The organism is Pseudomonas sp. A34-9, assembly GCF_029543085.1.
GTDB lineage: Bacteria > Pseudomonadota > Gammaproteobacteria > Pseudomonadales > Pseudomonadaceae > Aquipseudomonas.
The window spans coordinates 1,951,525-1,968,532 of sequence record NZ_CP119967.1; the positions used below are offsets into that span (position 1 = coordinate 1,951,525).

General features: G+C 57.8%; 14 protein-coding genes. 13 read left to right on the top strand and 1 reads right to left on the bottom strand.

Translation table 11 applies throughout. The features are described 5' to 3' along the window. The first annotated feature begins 2 nt into the window (after nucleotides 1–2). The 10 genes from sdhA (at nucleotide 3) to P3G59_RS08785 (ending at nucleotide 13,599) form a co-directional block, all read left to right on the top strand. Nucleotides 3–1,775: a succinate dehydrogenase flavoprotein subunit gene (gene sdhA / locus P3G59_RS08740; protein ID WP_007919889.1), complete on the top strand. Its 1,773-nt coding sequence runs from the start codon at nucleotides 3–5 to the stop codon at nucleotides 1,773–1,775. Nucleotides 1,776–1,786: 11 nt separating this feature from the next. Continuing rightward, nucleotides 1,787–2,491, top strand: a complete 705-nt coding sequence (locus P3G59_RS08745) for a succinate dehydrogenase iron-sulfur subunit (RefSeq protein WP_038364054.1) — start codon at nucleotides 1,787–1,789, stop codon at nucleotides 2,489–2,491. 251 nt (nucleotides 2,492–2,742) lie between these two features. After that, entirely contained in the window at nucleotides 2,743–5,574 is a 2,832-nt protein-coding gene (locus P3G59_RS08750; protein ID WP_016987865.1) for a 2-oxoglutarate dehydrogenase E1 component, read from the top strand. A gap of 42 nt (nucleotides 5,575–5,616) precedes the next feature. Further along, a complete protein-coding gene (gene odhB, locus P3G59_RS08755) occupies nucleotides 5,617–6,840 on the top strand; it encodes a 2-oxoglutarate dehydrogenase complex dihydrolipoyllysine-residue succinyltransferase (protein ID WP_277761240.1) in 1,224 nt (407 codons plus the stop codon). Nucleotides 6,841–6,938: 98 nt separating this feature from the next. Then, complete coding sequence (gene lpdA, locus P3G59_RS08760) at nucleotides 6,939–8,375, top strand: dihydrolipoyl dehydrogenase (protein WP_102356807.1); 1,437 nt, start codon at nucleotides 6,939–6,941, stop codon at nucleotides 8,373–8,375. A 182-nt stretch (nucleotides 8,376–8,557) separates the two neighbouring features. Further along, nucleotides 8,558–9,724: an ADP-forming succinate--CoA ligase subunit beta gene (gene sucC, locus P3G59_RS08765; protein ID WP_007919879.1), complete on the top strand. Its 1,167-nt coding sequence runs from the start codon at nucleotides 8,558–8,560 to the stop codon at nucleotides 9,722–9,724. Next, complete coding sequence (gene sucD / locus P3G59_RS08770) at nucleotides 9,724–10,605, top strand: succinate--CoA ligase subunit alpha (protein ID WP_007919877.1); 882 nt, start codon at nucleotides 9,724–9,726, stop codon at nucleotides 10,603–10,605. Before sucC ends, sucD begins: the two co-directional genes overlap by 1 nt. Nucleotides 10,606–10,967: 362 nt before the next feature. Continuing rightward, nucleotides 10,968–12,281, top strand: a complete 1,314-nt coding sequence (gene brnQ / locus P3G59_RS08775) for a branched-chain amino acid transport system II carrier protein (RefSeq protein WP_277761241.1) — start codon at nucleotides 10,968–10,970, stop codon at nucleotides 12,279–12,281. A gap of 179 nt (nucleotides 12,282–12,460) precedes the next feature. Continuing rightward, nucleotides 12,461–13,198: a DUF599 family protein gene (locus P3G59_RS08780; RefSeq protein WP_277761242.1), complete on the top strand. Its 738-nt coding sequence runs from the start codon at nucleotides 12,461–12,463 to the stop codon at nucleotides 13,196–13,198. After that, a complete protein-coding gene (locus P3G59_RS08785) occupies nucleotides 13,198–13,599 on the top strand; it encodes an MAPEG family protein (RefSeq protein ID WP_277761243.1) in 402 nt (133 codons plus the stop codon). The genes P3G59_RS08780 and P3G59_RS08785 overlap by 1 nt, the downstream gene beginning before the upstream one ends. Nucleotides 13,600–13,675: 76 nt before the next feature. Here the strand turns inward: P3G59_RS08785 and P3G59_RS08790 are convergent, their stop codons facing one another. Further along, nucleotides 13,676–13,912: a hypothetical protein gene (locus P3G59_RS08790; protein ID WP_102900808.1), complete on the bottom strand. Its 237-nt coding sequence runs from the start codon at nucleotides 13,910–13,912 to the stop codon at nucleotides 13,676–13,678. 158 nt (nucleotides 13,913–14,070) lie between these two features. Between P3G59_RS08790 and P3G59_RS08795 the strand changes: the two genes are divergently transcribed. The 3 genes from P3G59_RS08795 to htpG all read left to right on the top strand — a co-directional run bounded on the left by P3G59_RS08795 (nucleotide 14,071) and on the right by htpG (nucleotide 16,983). Then, complete coding sequence (locus tag P3G59_RS08795) at nucleotides 14,071–14,547, top strand: PaaI family thioesterase (protein ID WP_277761244.1); 477 nt, start codon at nucleotides 14,071–14,073, stop codon at nucleotides 14,545–14,547. Beyond that, nucleotides 14,544–14,996, top strand: coding sequence for a PaaI family thioesterase (locus P3G59_RS08800; RefSeq protein WP_007919863.1), 453 nt, complete (start codon nucleotides 14,544–14,546; stop codon nucleotides 14,994–14,996). The genes P3G59_RS08795 and P3G59_RS08800 overlap by 4 nt, the downstream gene beginning before the upstream one ends. Nucleotides 14,997–15,078: 82 nt before the next feature. After that, complete coding sequence (htpG, locus tag P3G59_RS08805) at nucleotides 15,079–16,983, top strand: molecular chaperone HtpG (RefSeq protein WP_277761245.1); 1,905 nt, start codon at nucleotides 15,079–15,081, stop codon at nucleotides 16,981–16,983. The last annotated feature ends 25 nt before the right edge of the window (nucleotides 16,984–17,008 follow it).

The window sequence follows — 17,008 nt, forward strand, 5'->3', positions numbered from 1 at the left end:
TCATGGCTAACATTCCAACGATTTCTTTCGACGCCATCATTATTGGTGGTGGCGGTGCCGGCATGCGCGCTGCGCTGCAACTGGCGCAGGGCGGTCACAAGACTGCCGTGATCACCAAGGTTTTCCCGACCCGTTCGCACACTGTGTCCGCCCAGGGCGGCATCACGTGCGCAATCGCGTCCGCTGACCCGAACGATGACTGGCGCTGGCACATGTACGATACCGTCAAGGGCTCCGACTACATCGGTGACCAGGACGCTATCGAATACATGTGTCAGGAAGGCCCGGCTGCGGTTTTCGAGCTGGACCACATGGGTCTGCCGTTCTCGCGTACCGAGCAAGGCCGTATCTACCAGCGTCCGTTCGGTGGTCAGTCCAAGGACTACGGCAAGGGCGGTCAGGCTGCACGTACTTGCGCCGCGTCCGACCGTACCGGTCACGCACTGCTGCACACCCTTTATCAGGGCAACTTGAAAGCCGGTACCACGTTCCTGAACGAGTACTACGCTGTCGACCTGGTGAAAAACCAGGAAGGCGAATTCGTCGGTGTGATCGCCATCTGCATCGAAACCGGCGAAACCACCTACATCCGCGCCAAGGCCACCGTACTGGCTACCGGCGGTGCAGGGCGTATCTACGCGTCCACCACCAACGCCCTGATCAACACCGGTGACGGCGTCGGCATGGCTCTGCGTGCTGGCGTGCCGGTACAAGACATCGAAATGTGGCAGTTCCACCCGACCGGCATCGCCGGCGCCGGTGTACTGGTTACAGAAGGTTGCCGTGGTGAAGGTGGTTACCTGATCAACAAGCACGGCGAGCGTTTCATGGAGCGTTATGCTCCGAACGCCAAAGACCTTGCCGGTCGTGACGTGGTTGCCCGTTCGATGGTTAAAGAAATCATCGCCGGCAACGGTTGCGGTCCGAATGGCGACCACGTAATGCTCAAACTCGACCACTTGGGCGAGGAAGTGCTGCACAGTCGTCTGCCAGGCATCTGCGAACTGTCGAAGACGTTTGCTCACGTTGACCCGGTTGTTGCGCCGGTTCCGGTTGTTCCGACTTGCCACTATATGATGGGCGGCGTTGCCACCAACATTCACGGCCAGGCGATCACCCAGAACGCCGAAGGCGTGGATCAGATCATTCCTGGTCTGTTCGCGGTAGGTGAAGTGGCTTGCGTATCGGTGCACGGTGCCAACCGTCTGGGCGGCAACTCGCTGCTCGACCTGGTGGTATTCGGCCGCGCTGCCGGCCTGCACCTGGAAAAAGCCCTGACCGACGGCATCGAATACGACGACGCTACCGAAGCCGATATCGAAGCTGCCCTGTCGCGTCTGAACGCGCTGAACAGCCGTACTGATGGCGAAGACGTAGCAACCCTGCGTCGCGAGCTGCAAAGCTGCATGCAGAACTACTTCGGCGTATTCCGTACCGGCGAATACATGCAGAAAGGTATCGCTCAGCTCGCTGACCTGCGTACCCGCATCGCCAACGTGAAGATCAACGATAAGTCGCAGGCGTTCAACACTGCCCGTATCGAAGCGCTGGAACTGCAAAACCTGCTGGAAGTGGCTGAAGCTACCGCCATCGCTGCCGAAGTCCGTAAAGAGTCGCGCGGCGCTCACGCCCGTGAAGACTTCGAAGATCGTGACGACGAAAACTGGCTGTGCCACACCCTGTACTTCCCGGGTGACAAGCGCGTCACCAAGCGTGCCGTGAACTTCTCGCCGAAGACTGTTCCGACTTTCGAACCTAAAGTCCGGACTTATTAAGGGTGACCGCCATGTTGCAAGTCAGTGTTTATCGCTACAACCCTGATCAGGACGCTGCGCCGTTCATGCAGGAATTCCAGGTCGATACCGGTGGTAAAGACCTGATGGTGCTGGACGTGCTGGCCCTGATCAAAGAGCAGGACGAGGGTTTCTCCTACCGTCGCTCTTGCCGTGAAGGCGTCTGCGGCTCCGACGGCATGAACATCAACGGCAAGAACGGTCTGGCGTGCATCACGCCGCTGTCCGCCGTTGTAAAAGGTAACAAGTTGATCGTTCGTCCGCTGCCAGGTTTGCCGGTTATCCGTGACCTGGTCGTCGATATGAGCATCTTCTACAAGCAATACGAGAAGGTGAAGCCTTACCTGCAGAACGACACGCCGGCTCCGGCCATCGAGCGTCTGCAGTCGCCAGAAGAGCGTGAAAAGCTCGACGGTCTGTACGAGTGCATCCTGTGCGCTTGCTGCTCGACCTCTTGCCCGTCCTTCTGGTGGAACCCGGACAAGTTCCTGGGTCCAGCTGCGCTGCTGCAAGCTTATCGCTTCCTGGCAGACAGCCGTGACACCAAGACCAACGAGCGTCTGGCTTCGCTCGATGACCCGTTCAGCGTCTTCCGCTGCCGGGGCATCATGAACTGCGTCAACGTATGTCCGAAAGGCCTGAACCCGACTAAGGCCATCGGTCACATCCGTAACATGTTGCTTTCGAGCGGCGTGTGATTCAGCTGCTGTAACCGCTGTACCGTAGAGGCTGTGGCGCGGGCTTCAACCCGCGTCATGGCTATAACCAGAGCAGTAGCCACAAGCTGCCGCTCTTATTTTGAAGAAATGAGACAAGCAGGGGCATCCGGGCTGGTACCCGGACTATCAGTGTGATCCTAAGTGGCTTGTTTTAGTCGCTGCATTCGGACTTCTGCAAGTTTGCTCGGTGTCGACATCGATGGTGTTCCCCTAACCGAGGGTGACCAAGCATGCAAGAAAGCGTGATGCAGCGCATGTGGAACAGCGCCTACCTTTCAGGTGGAAACGCTGCCTATGTGGAAGAGCTTTACGAGCTCTACCTGCACGACCCTAACGCTGTGCCAGAAGAGTGGCGCACCTACTTTCAGAAGTTGCCTGCCGACGGCAACTCTGCCACTGATGTTTCGCACTCCACAATTCGCGATCATTTCGTGCTGCTGGCAAAGAACCAGCGCCGCGCTCAACCGGTTTCCGCCGGGAGCGTGAGCAGTGAGCACGAGAAGAAGCAAGTTGAAGTGCTGCGATTGATCCAGGCCTACCGTATGCGTGGCCACCAGGCAGCCCAGCTTGACCCGCTGGGGCTGTGGCAGCGTCCTGCACCTGCAGACCTGTCGATCAATCATTACGGCTTGACCAATGCCGATCTTGATACGACCTTCCGTGCCGGCGACCTGTTCATCGGCAAAGAGGAAGCGAGCCTACGCGAAATTCACGAAGCGTTGCAGCAGACATATTGCCGCACCATCGGCGCTGAATTTACGCACATCACCGATTCCGAGCAGCGCCAGTGGTTCCAGCAGCGTCTGGAGAGCGTGCGTGGTCGTCCGACGTACTCCGCCGACATCAAGAGCCACCTGCTTGAGCGCGTGACTGCCGGTGAAGGCCTGGAAAAATACCTGGGCACCAAATACCCGGGCACCAAGCGTTTCGGTCTGGAAGGCGGCGAAAGCCTGATTCCGATGCTCGACGAACTGATCCAGCGTTCCGGTTCCTACGGCACCAAGGAAGTCGTCATCGGCATGGCCCACCGTGGTCGTCTGAACGTGCTGGTCAATACCTTCGGCAAGAACCCGCGCGAGCTGTTCGACGAGTTCGAAGGCAAGAAGAAGGTCGAGCTGGGTTCCGGTGACGTTAAATACCACCAGGGCTTCTCGTCCAACGTGATGACCGCCGGCGGTGAAGTTCACCTGGCCATGGCGTTCAACCCGTCCCACCTGGAAATCGTTTCCCCGGTGGTAGAAGGTTCGGTGCGCGCCCGTCAGGATCGTCGTAACGACCCGACCGGTGAGAAAGTTCTGCCGATCTCCATCCACGGTGACGCTGCATTCGCAGGTCAGGGCGTGGTCATGGAAACCTTCCAGATGTCGCAGACCCGCGGTTTCAAGACCGGCGGTACCGTGCACATCGTGATCAACAACCAGGTCGGTTTCACCATCAGCAACCCGCTGGACTCGCGCTCCACCGAGTACGCCACCGACGTTGCCAAGATGATCCAGGCGCCGATCCTCCATGTGAATGGTGATGATCCGGAAGCCGTGTTGTTCGTGACCCAGCTGGCCATCGATTACCGCATGCAGTTCAAGCGTGACGTCGTCATCGACCTGGTCTGCTACCGTCGTCGCGGCCACAACGAGGCCGACGAGCCAAGCGGCACCCAGCCTCTGATGTATCAGCAGATCACCAAGCAGCGCACCACCCGTGAGCTGTACGCTGATCGTCTGACCCAGGGCGGTGTTCTTGACGCAGAGCGTGTTCAGGCGAAAGTCGACGAATACCGCAACGCGCTGGACAACGGTCTGCACGTAGTGAAATCGCTGGTCAAAGAGCCGAACAAAGAGCTGTTCGTGGACTGGCGTCCGTATCTGGGCCACGCCTGGACTGCGCGTCACGACACTCGCTTTGATCTGAAGACCTTGCAAGAACTGTCCGCCAAGCTGCTGGAAATTCCGGAAGGCTTCGTGGTTCAGCGTCAGGTCGCGAAGATCTACGAAGACCGTCAGAAGATGCAAGCCGGCGGCCTGCCGATCAACTGGGGTTACGCCGAAACCATGGCGTACGCGACCCTGGCGTTCGAAGGTCACCCGATCCGCATGACGGGTCAGGACATCGGCCGCGGTACGTTCTCGCACCGTCACGCTGTGTTGCACAACCAGAAAGACGCGGGCACCTACATTCCGCTGCAGCACCTGTACGACGGTCAGCCACGCTTTGACCTGTACGACTCGTTCCTGTCGGAAGAAGCGGTACTGGCATTCGAATACGGTTACTCGACCACCACGCCGGATGCGCTGGTGATCTGGGAAGCCCAGTTCGGCGACTTCGCCAACGGTGCACAGGTTGTCATCGACCAGTTCATCACCAGCGGCGAGCACAAGTGGGGCCGTCTCTGCGGTCTGACCATGTTGCTGCCACACGGTTACGAAGGTCAGGGCCCTGAGCACAGCTCGGCACGTCTTGAGCGTTACCTGCAATTGTGCGCCGAGCACAATATTCAGGTTGCCGTACCGACCACGCCAGCACAGATCTACCACTTGCTGCGTCGTCAGGTGATTCGTCCGCTGCGCAAGCCGTTGATCGTGCTGACGCCGAAGTCGCTGCTGCGCCACAAACTGGCCATCTCGACCCTGGAAGATCTGGCCGAAGGTTCGTTCCAGACCGTGATCCCGGAAATCGATGCACTGGACCCGAAAAAGGTCGAGCGCGTTGTTCTGTGTAGCGGCAAGGTCTACTACGACCTGCTGGAAAAACGCCGTGCCGAAGGCCGTGAAGATATCGCCATCGTGCGTATCGAGCAGCTGTACCCATTCCCTGAGGACGACTTGAAAGAAGTCCTGGCTCCGTACACCAACGTCAAAAATGCCGTTTGGTGTCAGGAAGAGCCGATGAACCAGGGCGCCTGGTACTGCAGCCAGCACCACTTGCGTCGCAGCATCGGGAACCTCGACAAGTCTCTCGTACTTGAGTACGCGGGCCGTGAGGCTTCTGCTGCCCCAGCTTGTGGTTACGCATCGATGCACGCCGAGCAGCAGGAAAAACTCCTGCAAGACGCGTTTACCATTTAACGCCTTCGCGCACCTGAAACCGAATTTAAGGAACCACAGATAATGGCTATCGAGATCAAAGCCCCCACTTTCCCGGAATCGGTTGCCGATGGCACCGTTGCCACCTGGCACAAACAGCCGGGCGACGCTGTCAAGCGCGACGACCTGATCGTCGACATCGAAACCGACAAAGTCGTACTGGAAGTTCTGGCTACCGCTGATGGCGTGCTGGGCGCAATCGTCAAGAACGAAGGCGACACCGTTCTGTCCGACGAAGTCCTGGGCTCCATCGAAGCGGGCGGCGCTACTGCCGCTGCTCCAGCCGCCGCTGCTGCTCCGGCTGCTGCAGCCGCCGCTCCGGCTGCCGCTGAAGGCGAAGATGATCCTGTTGCTGCACCGGCTGCGCGCAAGCTGGCTGAAGAAAACGGCATCAACATCGCTTCCGTTGCCGGCACCGGCAAAGGCGGTCGTGTGACCAAGGAAGACGTGGTGGCTGCCGTTGCTGCCAAGAAAGCCGCTCCGGCTGCCGCGCCTGCCAAGGCTGCTGCTCCTTCGGCTGCCGCTCCTGTGTTCGCCGCTGGCGACCGCATCGAGAAGCGCGTACCGATGACCCGCGTTCGTGCCACCGTGGCCAAGCGTCTGGTTGAAGCACAGTCGAACATGGCGATGCTGACCACTTTCAACGAAGTCGACATGACTGAAGTCATGGCTCTGCGTTCGAAGTACAAGGACCTGTTCGAGAAGTCCCATAACGGCGTACGCCTGGGCTTCATGTCGTTCTTCGTGAAAGCCGCTACCGAAGCGCTGAAACGCTTCCCGGCTGTCAACGCGTCGATCGACGGCGGCGACATCGTTTACCACGGCTACGCGGACATCGGCGTTGCCGTTTCCAGCGACCGTGGCCTGGTTGTTCCGGTTCTGCGTAACGCCGAGCTGATGAGCCTGGCTGAAATCGAAGGCGGCATCGCCACTTTCGGCAAGAAAGCCCGTGACGGCAAATTGTCGATGGACGAGATGACCGGTGGTACCTTCACCATCACCAACGGTGGTACCTTCGGTTCGATGATGTCGACCCCGATCGTCAACCCGCCGCAGGCAGCGATTCTGGGCATGCACAACATCATCCAGCGTCCTATGGCCATCAACGGTCAGGTCGTTATCCGTCCGATGATGTACCTGGCACTGTCCTACGATCACCGTCTGATCGATGGCAAAGAAGCTGTGACCTTCCTGGTGACCATCAAGAACCTGCTGGAAGATCCGGCGCGTCTGTTGCTGGATATTTGATAGAAGCAGCTGCAAGTCTCAAGCTGCAAGCTGCGAGTAACCGCAGTTTGGCTTGAGGCTTGCGGCTTCACGCTTGCTGCAAAAAAGAGGATTTTTGAATGTCGCAGAAATTTGACGTAGTAGTGATCGGTGCTGGCCCTGGTGGCTACGTGGCGGCCATCAAGGCGGCGCAGCTGGGGCTGACCACTGCCTGCATCGAGAAGTACACCGACGCCGAAGGCAAGCAAGCCCTGGGCGGCACCTGCCTGAACGTCGGCTGCATTCCTTCCAAGGCGCTGCTCGACAGCTCCTGGAAATACAAGGAAGCGAAAGAAAGCTTCAACGTTCACGGTATCTCGACTGGCGAAGTCAAAATGGACGTCGCTGCGATGGTTGGCCGCAAGGCTGGCATCGTCAAGAACCTGACCGGCGGCGTTGCGACCCTGTTCAAGGCCAACGGCGTTACTTCGATTCAGGGCCACGGCAAACTGCTGGCTGGCAAGAAAGTCGAAGTCACCAAGCCAGACGGCTCGGTTGAAGTCATCGAAGCTGAAAACGTCATCCTGGCGCCAGGTTCGCGTCCGATCGACATTCCACCGGCTCCGGTTGACCAGAAAGTCATCGTTGATTCGACTGGCGCTCTGGAATTCCAGACCGTACCTAAGCGTCTGGGCGTGATCGGCGCTGGCGTGATCGGTCTGGAACTGGGTTCGGTGTGGTCGCGTCTGGGCTCCGAAGTCGTTGTTCTGGAAGCGCTGGACACCTTCCTGATGGCAGCGGACACCGCTGTTTCCAAGGAAGCACTGAAAACCCTGACCAAACAAGGTCTGGACATCAAACTGGGCGCTCGCGTAACCGGCTCGAAAGTGAACGGCGACGAAGTCGTTGTGAACTACACCGATGCCAACGGCGAACAGACCATCACGTTCGACAAGCTGATCGTAGCCGTTGGTCGCCGTCCGGTGACCACTGATCTGCTGGCTGCCGACAGCGGCGTGACCCTCGACGAGCGCGGTTTCGTGCACGTTGACGATCACTGCGCGACCACCGTACCGGGCGTTTTCGCCATCGGTGACGTGGTTCGCGGCATGATGCTGGCTCACAAGGCATCCGAAGAAGGCATCATGGTTGTCGAGCGCATCAAGGGCCACAAAGCCCAGATGAACTATGACCTGATCCCTTCGGTTATTTATACTCACCCGGAAATCGCGTGGGTTGGCAAAACCGAGCAGGCCTTGAAAGCTGAAGGCGTTGAAGTTAACGTCGGCACCTTCCCGTTCGCCGCTTCCGGCCGTGCCATGGCCGCCAACGATACCGGTGGTTTCGTCAAGGTCATCGCTGATGCCAAGACTGACCGCGTATTGGGCGTGCACGTGATTGGCCCGAGCGCTGCAGAACTGGTTCAGCAGGGCGCGATCGGTATGGAATTCGGCACCAGCGCTGAAGATCTGGGCATGATGGTTTTCTCCCATCCGACCCTGTCTGAAGCCTTGCACGAAGCTGCTTTGGCTGTGAATGGCGGCGCCATCCACATTGCCAACCGCAAAAAGCGTTAACAGACAATAAGAAACCACGGCGGTAACGGCCCGTCGTGAGCCTTGCGAGCAAGTCTCACCGCGGAATGTCCGCTGGACGCAGTCTTGCGTAGCTCAGCTACGCAAGCAGCAGTCACAGGTGGCGCGGCACTCAAACGAGCGCAGCGCCGAATGCGCAGTACCTAACGAAGACGGTAAAAAGCATGAATCTTCACGAGTATCAGGGTAAGCAGCTGTTCGCTGAATACGGCCTGCCAGTTTCCACTGGTTACGCAGTAGACACCCCGGAAGCAGCAGCAGAAGCTTGCGACAAAATCGGCGGCAGTGAGTGGGTTGTCAAAGCCCAGGTCCACGCCGGTGGTCGCGGTAAAGCGGGCGGCGTCAAGCTGGTTCGCAGCAAAGAAGACGCCAAAGCCTTCGCACAGCAGTGGCTGGGCAAGCGTCTGGTGACTTACCAGACTGACGCCAATGGCCAGCCAGTCACCAAGATCCTGGTTGAATCGTGCACTGATATCGCTAAAGAGCTGTACCTGGGCGCTGTCGTTGACCGTTCGAGCCGTCGCATCGTGTTCATGGCTTCCACCGAAGGTGGCGTGGACATCGAGAAAATCGCTCACGACACTCCAGAAAAAATTCTCAAAGCCACTATCGATCCACTGGTTGGCGCTCAGCCATTCCAGGGTCGCGAGCTGGCATTCCAGCTGGGTCTGGAAGGCAAGCAGGTTGCTCAGTTCGCCAAGATCTTCGTAGGTCTGGCCAAACTGTTCAAGGATCACGACCTGGCTCTGCTGGAAGTGAACCCGCTGGTGATCAAGGCTGACGGCGATCTGCACTGCCTGGACGCCAAGATCAACATCGACGCCAACGCAATGTACCGTCAGCCTAAGCTGAAGACTTTCCACGATCCGTCGCAAGACGATCCGCGCGAAGCGCACGCTGCCAAGTTCGAACTGAACTACGTAGCTCTGGAAGGCAACATCGGCTGCATGGTCAACGGTGCTGGCCTGGCCATGGGTACCATGGACATCGTCAACCTGCATGGCGGCAAGCCAGCCAACTTCCTCGACGTAGGTGGTGGCGCTACCAAAGAACGCGTAACTGAAGCGTTCAAGATCATCCTGTCCGACACCAACGTCGCTGCAGTACTGGTCAACATCTTCGGCGGCATCGTTCGCTGCGACATGATTGCCGAAGGCATCATCGGCGCTGTGAAAGAAGTCGGCGTGAAAATCCCGGTTGTTGTTCGCCTTGAAGGCAACAACGCTGAGCTGGGCGCTAAAGTACTGGCAGAAAGCGGTTTGAACATCATCGCTGCTACCAGCCTGACCGACGCTGCTCAACAAGTTGTCAAAGCTGCGGAGGGCAAATAATGAGCGTCCTGATCAATAAAGACACCAAAGTTATCTGCCAGGGTATTACCGGTTCGCAAGGTAGTTTCCACACCCAGCAAGCCATCGAATACGGCACCAAGATGGTTGGCGGCGTAACTCCTGGCAAAGGCGGCACCGAGCACCTGGGTCTGCCAGTGTTCAACACCGTCAAAGACGCAGTAGCGGCCACTGGCGCTACCGCCAGCGTGATCTACGTTCCGGCTCCTTTCTGCAAAGATTCGATCCTGGAAGCGGCATTCGGCGGCATCAAGCTGATCGTCTGCATCACCGAAGGCATTCCTACCCTGGACATGCTGGACGCTAAAGTTAAGTGCGACGAGCTGGGCGTAGTCCTGATCGGCCCTAACTGCCCAGGCGTGATCACCCCAGGCGAATGCAAGATCGGCATCATGCCAGGTCACATTCACTTGCCAGGCAAGGTCGGTATCGTTTCGCGTTCCGGCACCCTGACCTACGAAGCTGTTAAGCAAACTACTGACGCCGGTTTCGGTCAGTCGACTTGCGTCGGCATCGGTGGTGACCCGATCCCGGGTTCGAACTTCATCGACATCCTGAAGCTGTTCCAGGAAGACCCGAAGACCGAAGCGATCGTGATGATCGGCGAGATCGGCGGTTCGGCTGAAGAAGAAGCGGCTGCCTACATCAAGGCACACGTGACCAAGCCGGTTGTTTCCTACATCGCTGGTGTGACTGCTCCTCCGGGCAAGCGCATGGGCCATGCTGGCGCAATCATCTCTGGCGGCAAAGGCACTGCAGACGAGAAATTCGCTGCGCTGCAAGACGCGGGCGTGAAAACCGTGCGTTCGCTGGCAGACATCGGCAAGGCCCTGGCCGAGCTGACCGGTTGGGCTGTCAAGTAAGCCTCGCGCTTAGCTGACGCTTTACCAAACAAAGGCCACCTTCGGGTGGCCTTTGTCGTTCAAGAGCAGCTGCAAGCCGCAAGTTTCAGGCGACAAGCTTTTTTCTTGCAGCTTGAAACTTTCAGCTTGCAGCTGCTTTTCATACATAAACGCGACACAGAAACGTCGCGTATCGGATAGTTCGCCCTCTAACAGTGCGTTTGCAGGCCAAATTCGTTAGGCTAGCAGCCATTTTTGCGTCTGCCGCCCACAAGGCATGCAACGCGCTTTAAGGGTCAGTCCCATACGGATCGACAGCATTTCCCTAATTACACAGGGCAATCCCCCTCTAAATTCCGATTCAGTAGTGTGGTATTACCTTAATGAAAGTTTTGAAAGGTCAGGACATCCTGGCACTTGGCTTTATGACATTTGCCCTGTTCGTTGGGGCTGGCAACATCATCTTCCCGCCTATCGTTGGCTTGCAGGCCGGACCTCACGTCTGGATGGCCGCGCTGGGCTTCCTGATCACTGCGGTGGGTCTGCCGGTGATCACCGTCGTTGCACTGGCCAAGGTCGGTGGGGCGATGGATGCGCTGAGCAGCCCGATCGGCAAGATCGCCGGCGGCATACTGGCGGCTGCCTGCTACCTTGCGGTCGGTCCGTTGTTCGCCACCCCGCGTACCGCGACCGTGTCGTTTGAAGTGGGCCTGGCACCGTTGACCGGCGAAAGCCCGTTGGCACTGTTCCTCTACAGCTCGGTGTACTTCCTGCTGGTGTTCTTCATCTCGCTCTACCCTGGGCGTTTGCTGGACACCGTCGGCCGTTTCCTCGCGCCGCTGAAGATCATCGCGCTGGCTGTGCTCGGCATCGCCGCATTCGCCTTGCCGGCAGGTGACATCGGCCACGGCACGCCGGAATACGTGGCGGCACCGTTCTCCCAGGGCTTCATCAATGGTTACCTGACCATGGATACCCTCGGGGCGCTGGTGTTCGGTATCGTTATCGTCAACGCGATCCGCTCCCGTGGTGTCGAATCGCCGGCGCTGATCACCCGTTACGCGATCATCGCTGGCCTGATTGCCGGTGTCGGCCTGGCGCTGGTGTATGTCAGCCTGTTCCGCCTGGGTTCCGGCAGCCACGAAGTAGCTGCGGGCGCGACCAATGGCGCGGCGGTATTGCATGCTTATGTGCAACACACCTTCGGTTCGCTGGGCAGCGGTTTCCTCGCGGTGTTGATCTCGCTGGCGTGTCTGGTGACGGCGGTCGGTCTGACGTGTGCGTGTGCCGAATACTTCAGCCGGGTGCTGCCACTGTCCTACAAGACCCTGGTGATCATTCTGGCGGCGTTCTCCCTGCTTGTGTCCAACCTGGGCCTGACCAAGCTGATTGCCTTCTCGATTCCGGTGCTGACCGCGATCTATCCGCCGTGCATCGTGTTGGTGGCACTAAGCTTCTGCAAAGACTTCTGGCATGAGCACGGCCGTATCCTCGGTCCGGTGATGTTGGTGTCGTTCATCTTCGGCACCATCGACGCGCTGAAAGGCGCCGGTCTGGCCGGCTGGATGCCATCGCAGTTGTCCAACCTGCCGCTGAGCGAGCAGGGTCTGGCGTGGCTGGTGCCGTGCGTGATGACGCTGGTGGTTGCGGTTGTTTGTGATCGCATGCTCGGCAAGCGTAGCGAAGCGGTTGCCTGACGTTGCCTGACTCGCCAAAAGCGGGTCTTCAACGCTTAAACAGAAATGCCCCGTATCAATCGATACGGGGCATTTTTTATGCGCGTCAGGCAGTGTCTTTTTCCCTGACCTGACGTCGAAGGGTTGCCGAAATCTTAATGTGGGTTTCCGATTTACCGCTGCTCATCACAAGGAATTGCATGTCGTTCATCCAAGCCAACCTGATCCACCTGCTCGCCGCCGTCTGGTTTGTCATCTGCTGGGGCGGATACACCCGTTATGCCGGCTGGAAGGCCCGCGACACCGCGTGCCTGGCCAGCGTCCTGCATCTGTACCGCGAAGACTGGATGCGCCGCATGTTGCTGCGTGACAACCGCATCGCCGACGCCAGTGTGATCGGTAATCTTGAGCGCAACGCCTCGTTCTTCGCCTCCAGCACACTGATTATTCTCGCCGGCATTCTCACCGTACTTGGCGCGTCAGAGCGCGCGGTGTCACTGCTGGCGGATATTCCGATGGTGCAACAGGCGTCGCAGGGCATGTCGGAAATCAAGTTGCTGTGTCTGGCGATGGTGTTTGTTTACGCGTTTTTCACCTTCAGTTGGTGCATGCGCCAGTACAACTTTGCCGCCGTACTGGTGGGATCGGCGCCAATGATCGGTGAGCGGCAAGTTTCCGAGCAGGAGCGTAAAGCCTTCGCGTTGCGGGCGGCGCGGGTGATTTCGATGGCGGCCAACCAATTCAACTTCGGGCTGCGCTCTTACTACTTCGGCATGAGCATGCTGGCGTGGTTCGTCAGCCCGTGGCTGTTCATGCTGATGAGTGCCGGTGTGGTCGTGGTCTTGTATCGCCGCGAGTTTCATTCCGACGTTCTCGATGTAATGGTCTATACCCCTACAGAGGCGCCCATCCCCGAGGCGAACAAAGAGGTCGTTTGATGAGTATTCCGTTCTGGTGTGTGTTTATCAGTGCGCTGTTGATTTACATCGCGCGTATGCCGGTGGGCAAGGCGATGAAAGAGCAGGGCGGTTACAACAACCACCTGCCGCGCCAGCAGCAGGCGCAGCTGACCGGTTACGGCGCACGGGCGCTGGCGGCGCATCAGAACAGCATCGAAGCGTTCATCCTGTTCGCCGTGGGTGTGCTGATGGCGTACACCACGCAAACACAAGGATGGTTGATCGACGCCTTGGCGATCATCTTTGTGATCGCGCGAATTCTCTACCTGTGGTTCTACCTGGCTGATATTCCGAAACTGCGCAGTCTGGTCTGGCTGGTCGGCTTAGTGTGTTCTCTGCTGCTGATGATTAGTCCGACTTTTAGAACGGTCTTGCTCTAAGTCGGTATGAGCGTTAAATCGCAGGCAAAAGAAAACCCGCACTTGGCGGGTTTTCTTTTTCTGCATCAAGTCGCAATTATTGCTTCTTGGCAGCTTCTTCCTGAGCAGCTTGATTCGATTCAGCCTGAGCTTTGGCAGCTTCGGCGTTTTCTTTTGCTGCGTCGTTCACTTTATCCTGAGCTTTGTTCATGTCTTGCTGAGCTTGTTCAGCATGTTGGTTGGCATCTTGAGCTTTGTCCTCGGATTTTTTATCGCAGGCAGCGAGACCGAGGGAAGCGGTCAACATCAAGGCAATAGCAAAAGTCTTACGCATGGGGTGTTTCTCCTTATGGAAAATAACTACTGGCCTTAAGAACTCGGCGCTGAGGGTTAAGTTCCTCATTTCTTTCAGATATATAAGTTTGTTTTTCAGTGGAACTTTTGCGCCATTTCTTACTACTGGCAAAAGGCTCTAACGAGAGTAATTATCAAATGGTCGAAAACCCCGTTTTTGAGCGTGCGACGCGATTTCTATCAGCATTGCGTCACTGTCAGGTACTCGGATTGCGCGTGCACAGTGCGTCCAGCGAAGGGCTTACGGTGATCCTCCCGTACAGCACGAAAATTGTCGGTAATCCACAGACCGGCGTGATCCACGGCGGCGCGATTACTTCGTTGATGGATACCGCCTGCGGGATGTCGACGCTGTGCGTTTTGCCGGAATTCGAGGTCTGCCCGACGCTCGACCTGCGCATCGACTACATGCATGCCGCCGAACCCAATAAAGATGTGTATGGCTTCGCTCAGTGCTACCGGGTGACCACCGACGTGATCTTCGCTCGCGGTTTCGCCTATCAGGACGATCCCGAGCAGCCGATCGCCCATGTGGTCGGTACGTTCATGCGCATGGGCAAGGGCCTCAAAGGCACCAAAGGCTTTGGCGGCGCAATCAAGGGAGAAGGGCAATGAGCGATGACCTCAAACAGCAATTGCTCAAGGCTCACGCGCAGGGCGATTACGCGCCGCTGTTGCAGTTGATTCCCTACGCCGGGCTGATCGGCATCGAATGCTCACGCGTCGGCGATGAATTGCTGTTCAAGCTTCCTGCGAACAAGGACAACATTGGTAACCCTTTATTGCCGGCGATTCACGGCGGGGTGATTGCCGGGTTCATGGAGCTGGCTGCCGCCCTGCATCTGTTGATTTTCACCGGTGCGCCCGGGGTGCCGAAGATTATCGACTTCTCCCTCGATTACCTGCGTGCCGGGCAGTTTCGCGATACTTGGGCCAAATGTCAGGTCTGCCGCCAGGGGCGTCGCGTCGCCAACGTCGCCATCACCGCTTGGCAAAGCACCGAAAGCGAACCGATTGCCACCGCGCGTGCGCACTTCAAAATCGATGAGCCCTTGAAATCCTGAACAGCGCCCCAAACTCACAAGACAACCCGCCGCCGACCATTTCGGGTCGCGGCCACTGCCATCTGATTGGAGTTTGATGACCATGAGTGTGGAAACTCAAAAGGAAACCCTGGGCTTCCAGACCGAGGTAAAGCAGCTGCTGCACCTCATGATCCATTCGCTGTATTCCAACAAGGAAATCTTCCTTCGCGAATTGATCTCGAACGCCTCTGACGCTGTCGACAAGCTACGCTTCGAAGCCCTGGCCAAGCCAGAATTGCTCGAAGGTGGCGCTGATTTGAAAATCCGTGTGAGCTTCGACAAGGACGCCAAGACCGTCACCCTCGAAGACAACGGTATCGGCATGAACCGTGACGATGTGATCACTCACCTGGGGACCATCGCCAAATCGGGCACCGCCGATTTCATGAAGAATCTCTCGGGCGATCAGAAAAAAGATTCGCACCTGATCGGCCAGTTCGGTGTGGGCTTCTACTCTGCCTTCATCGTTGCCGACCAGGTTGACGTGTACAGCCGTCGCGCCGGCACTCCAGCCAGCGAAGGCGTGCACTGGTCGTCGAAAGGCGAGGGCGAGTTCGAAGTCGCCACCATCGAAAAACCTGAGCGCGGCACCCGTATCGTCCTGCACCTGAAAGCTGCTGAAGACGAGTTCGCCGATGGCTGGCGTCTGCGCAACATCATCAAGAAGTACTCCGACCACATCGCTTTGCCGATCGAGCTGCCGAAAGAAGCAACCGCAGCCGAAGGCGAAGAGGCTCCTGCCGTTGAATGGGAAACCGTCAACCGCGCCAGCGCCCTGTGGACCCGTCCGCGCACTGAGGTGAAGGACGAGGAATACCAGGAGTTCTACAAGCACATTGCTCACGACTTTGAAAACCCGCTGGCCTGGAGCCACAACAAAGTCGAAGGCAAGCTCGAATACAGCTCGTTGCTGTACGTTCCGGCCCGTGCACCGTTCGACCTGTACCAGCGTGAAGCGCCGAAAGGCCTGAAGCTCTACGTACAACGCGTGTTCGTGATGGATCAGGCCGAGTCGTTCCTGCCGCTGTACCTGCGCTTCATCAAAGGCGTGGTCGATTCCAACGACCTGTCGCTGAACGTGTCGCGCGAAATTCTGCAGAAAGACCCGATCATCGATTCGATGAAGACCGCGCTGACCAAGCGCGTGCTCGATATGCTGGAAAAACTGGCGAAAAACGAGCCTGAGCAATACAAAGGCTTCTGGAAGAACTTCGGTCAGGTCATGAAAGAAGGCCCGGCAGAAGACTTCGCCAACAAAGAGAAAATTGCCGGTCTGCTGCGTTTCGCATCGACCAATGGCGACGACGGCGAGCAGATCGTCGGTCTGGCCGACTACCTGGCACGCGCCAAGGAAGGTCAGGACAAGATCTACTACCTCACCGGCGAAACCTACGCGCAGGTCAAGAACAGCCCGCACCTGGAAGTCTTCCGCAAGAAAGGCATCGAAGTGTTGCTGCTGACCGATCGTATCGACGAGTGGCTGATGAGCTACCTGAGCGAATTCGACGGCAAGACTTTCGTTGACGTGGCACGTGGTGATCTCGATCTGGGCAACCTGGACTCGGAAGAGGACAAGAAAGCCGCGGAAGAAGTCGCCAAGTCCAAAGAAGGTCTGGTTGAGCGCCTGAAAACCGCGCTGGGCGATTCCGTAGCTGAAGTGCGGGTTTCCCATCGTCTGACCGATTCGCCGGCCATTCTGGCCATCGGCGAGCAGGATCTGGGTCTGCAAATGCGTCAGATCCTCGAAGCCAGCGGGCAGAAAGTGCCAGATTCGAAGCCGATCTTCGAATTCAACCCGAGCCACCCGCTGATCGAGAAACTCGATGGCGAGCAGAGCGAAGAGCGTTTTGGCGACCTGTCGCACATCCTCTTCGATCAGGCAGCCTTGGCTGCCGGCGACAGCTTGAAGGATCCGGCGGCTTACGTACGCCGTCTGAACAAGCTGCTGGTTGAACTGTCGGTTTGATCACGTTGTAGGAAAAACCCGCTTC

Coding starts and splice junctions, on each gene's coding strand:
- sdhA (WP_007919889.1), top strand. CDS start 3: ATGGCTAACATTCCAACGATTTCTTTCGACGCCATCATTATTGGTGGT.
- P3G59_RS08745 (WP_038364054.1), top strand. CDS start 1,787: ATGTTGCAAGTCAGTGTTTATCGCTACAACCCTGATCAGGACGCTGCG.
- P3G59_RS08750 (WP_016987865.1), top strand. CDS start 2,743: ATGCAAGAAAGCGTGATGCAGCGCATGTGGAACAGCGCCTACCTTTCA.
- odhB (WP_277761240.1), top strand. CDS start 5,617: ATGGCTATCGAGATCAAAGCCCCCACTTTCCCGGAATCGGTTGCCGAT.
- lpdA (WP_102356807.1), top strand. CDS start 6,939: ATGTCGCAGAAATTTGACGTAGTAGTGATCGGTGCTGGCCCTGGTGGC.
- sucC (WP_007919879.1), top strand. CDS start 8,558: ATGAATCTTCACGAGTATCAGGGTAAGCAGCTGTTCGCTGAATACGGC.
- sucD (WP_007919877.1), top strand. CDS start 9,724: ATGAGCGTCCTGATCAATAAAGACACCAAAGTTATCTGCCAGGGTATT.
- brnQ (WP_277761241.1), top strand. CDS start 10,968: ATGAAAGTTTTGAAAGGTCAGGACATCCTGGCACTTGGCTTTATGACA.
- P3G59_RS08780 (WP_277761242.1), top strand. CDS start 12,461: ATGTCGTTCATCCAAGCCAACCTGATCCACCTGCTCGCCGCCGTCTGG.
- P3G59_RS08785 (WP_277761243.1), top strand. CDS start 13,198: ATGAGTATTCCGTTCTGGTGTGTGTTTATCAGTGCGCTGTTGATTTAC.
- P3G59_RS08790 (WP_102900808.1), bottom strand. CDS start 13,912: ATGCGTAAGACTTTTGCTATTGCCTTGATGTTGACCGCTTCCCTCGGT.
- P3G59_RS08795 (WP_277761244.1), top strand. CDS start 14,071: ATGGTCGAAAACCCCGTTTTTGAGCGTGCGACGCGATTTCTATCAGCA.
- P3G59_RS08800 (WP_007919863.1), top strand. CDS start 14,544: ATGAGCGATGACCTCAAACAGCAATTGCTCAAGGCTCACGCGCAGGGC.
- htpG (WP_277761245.1), top strand. CDS start 15,079: ATGAGTGTGGAAACTCAAAAGGAAACCCTGGGCTTCCAGACCGAGGTA.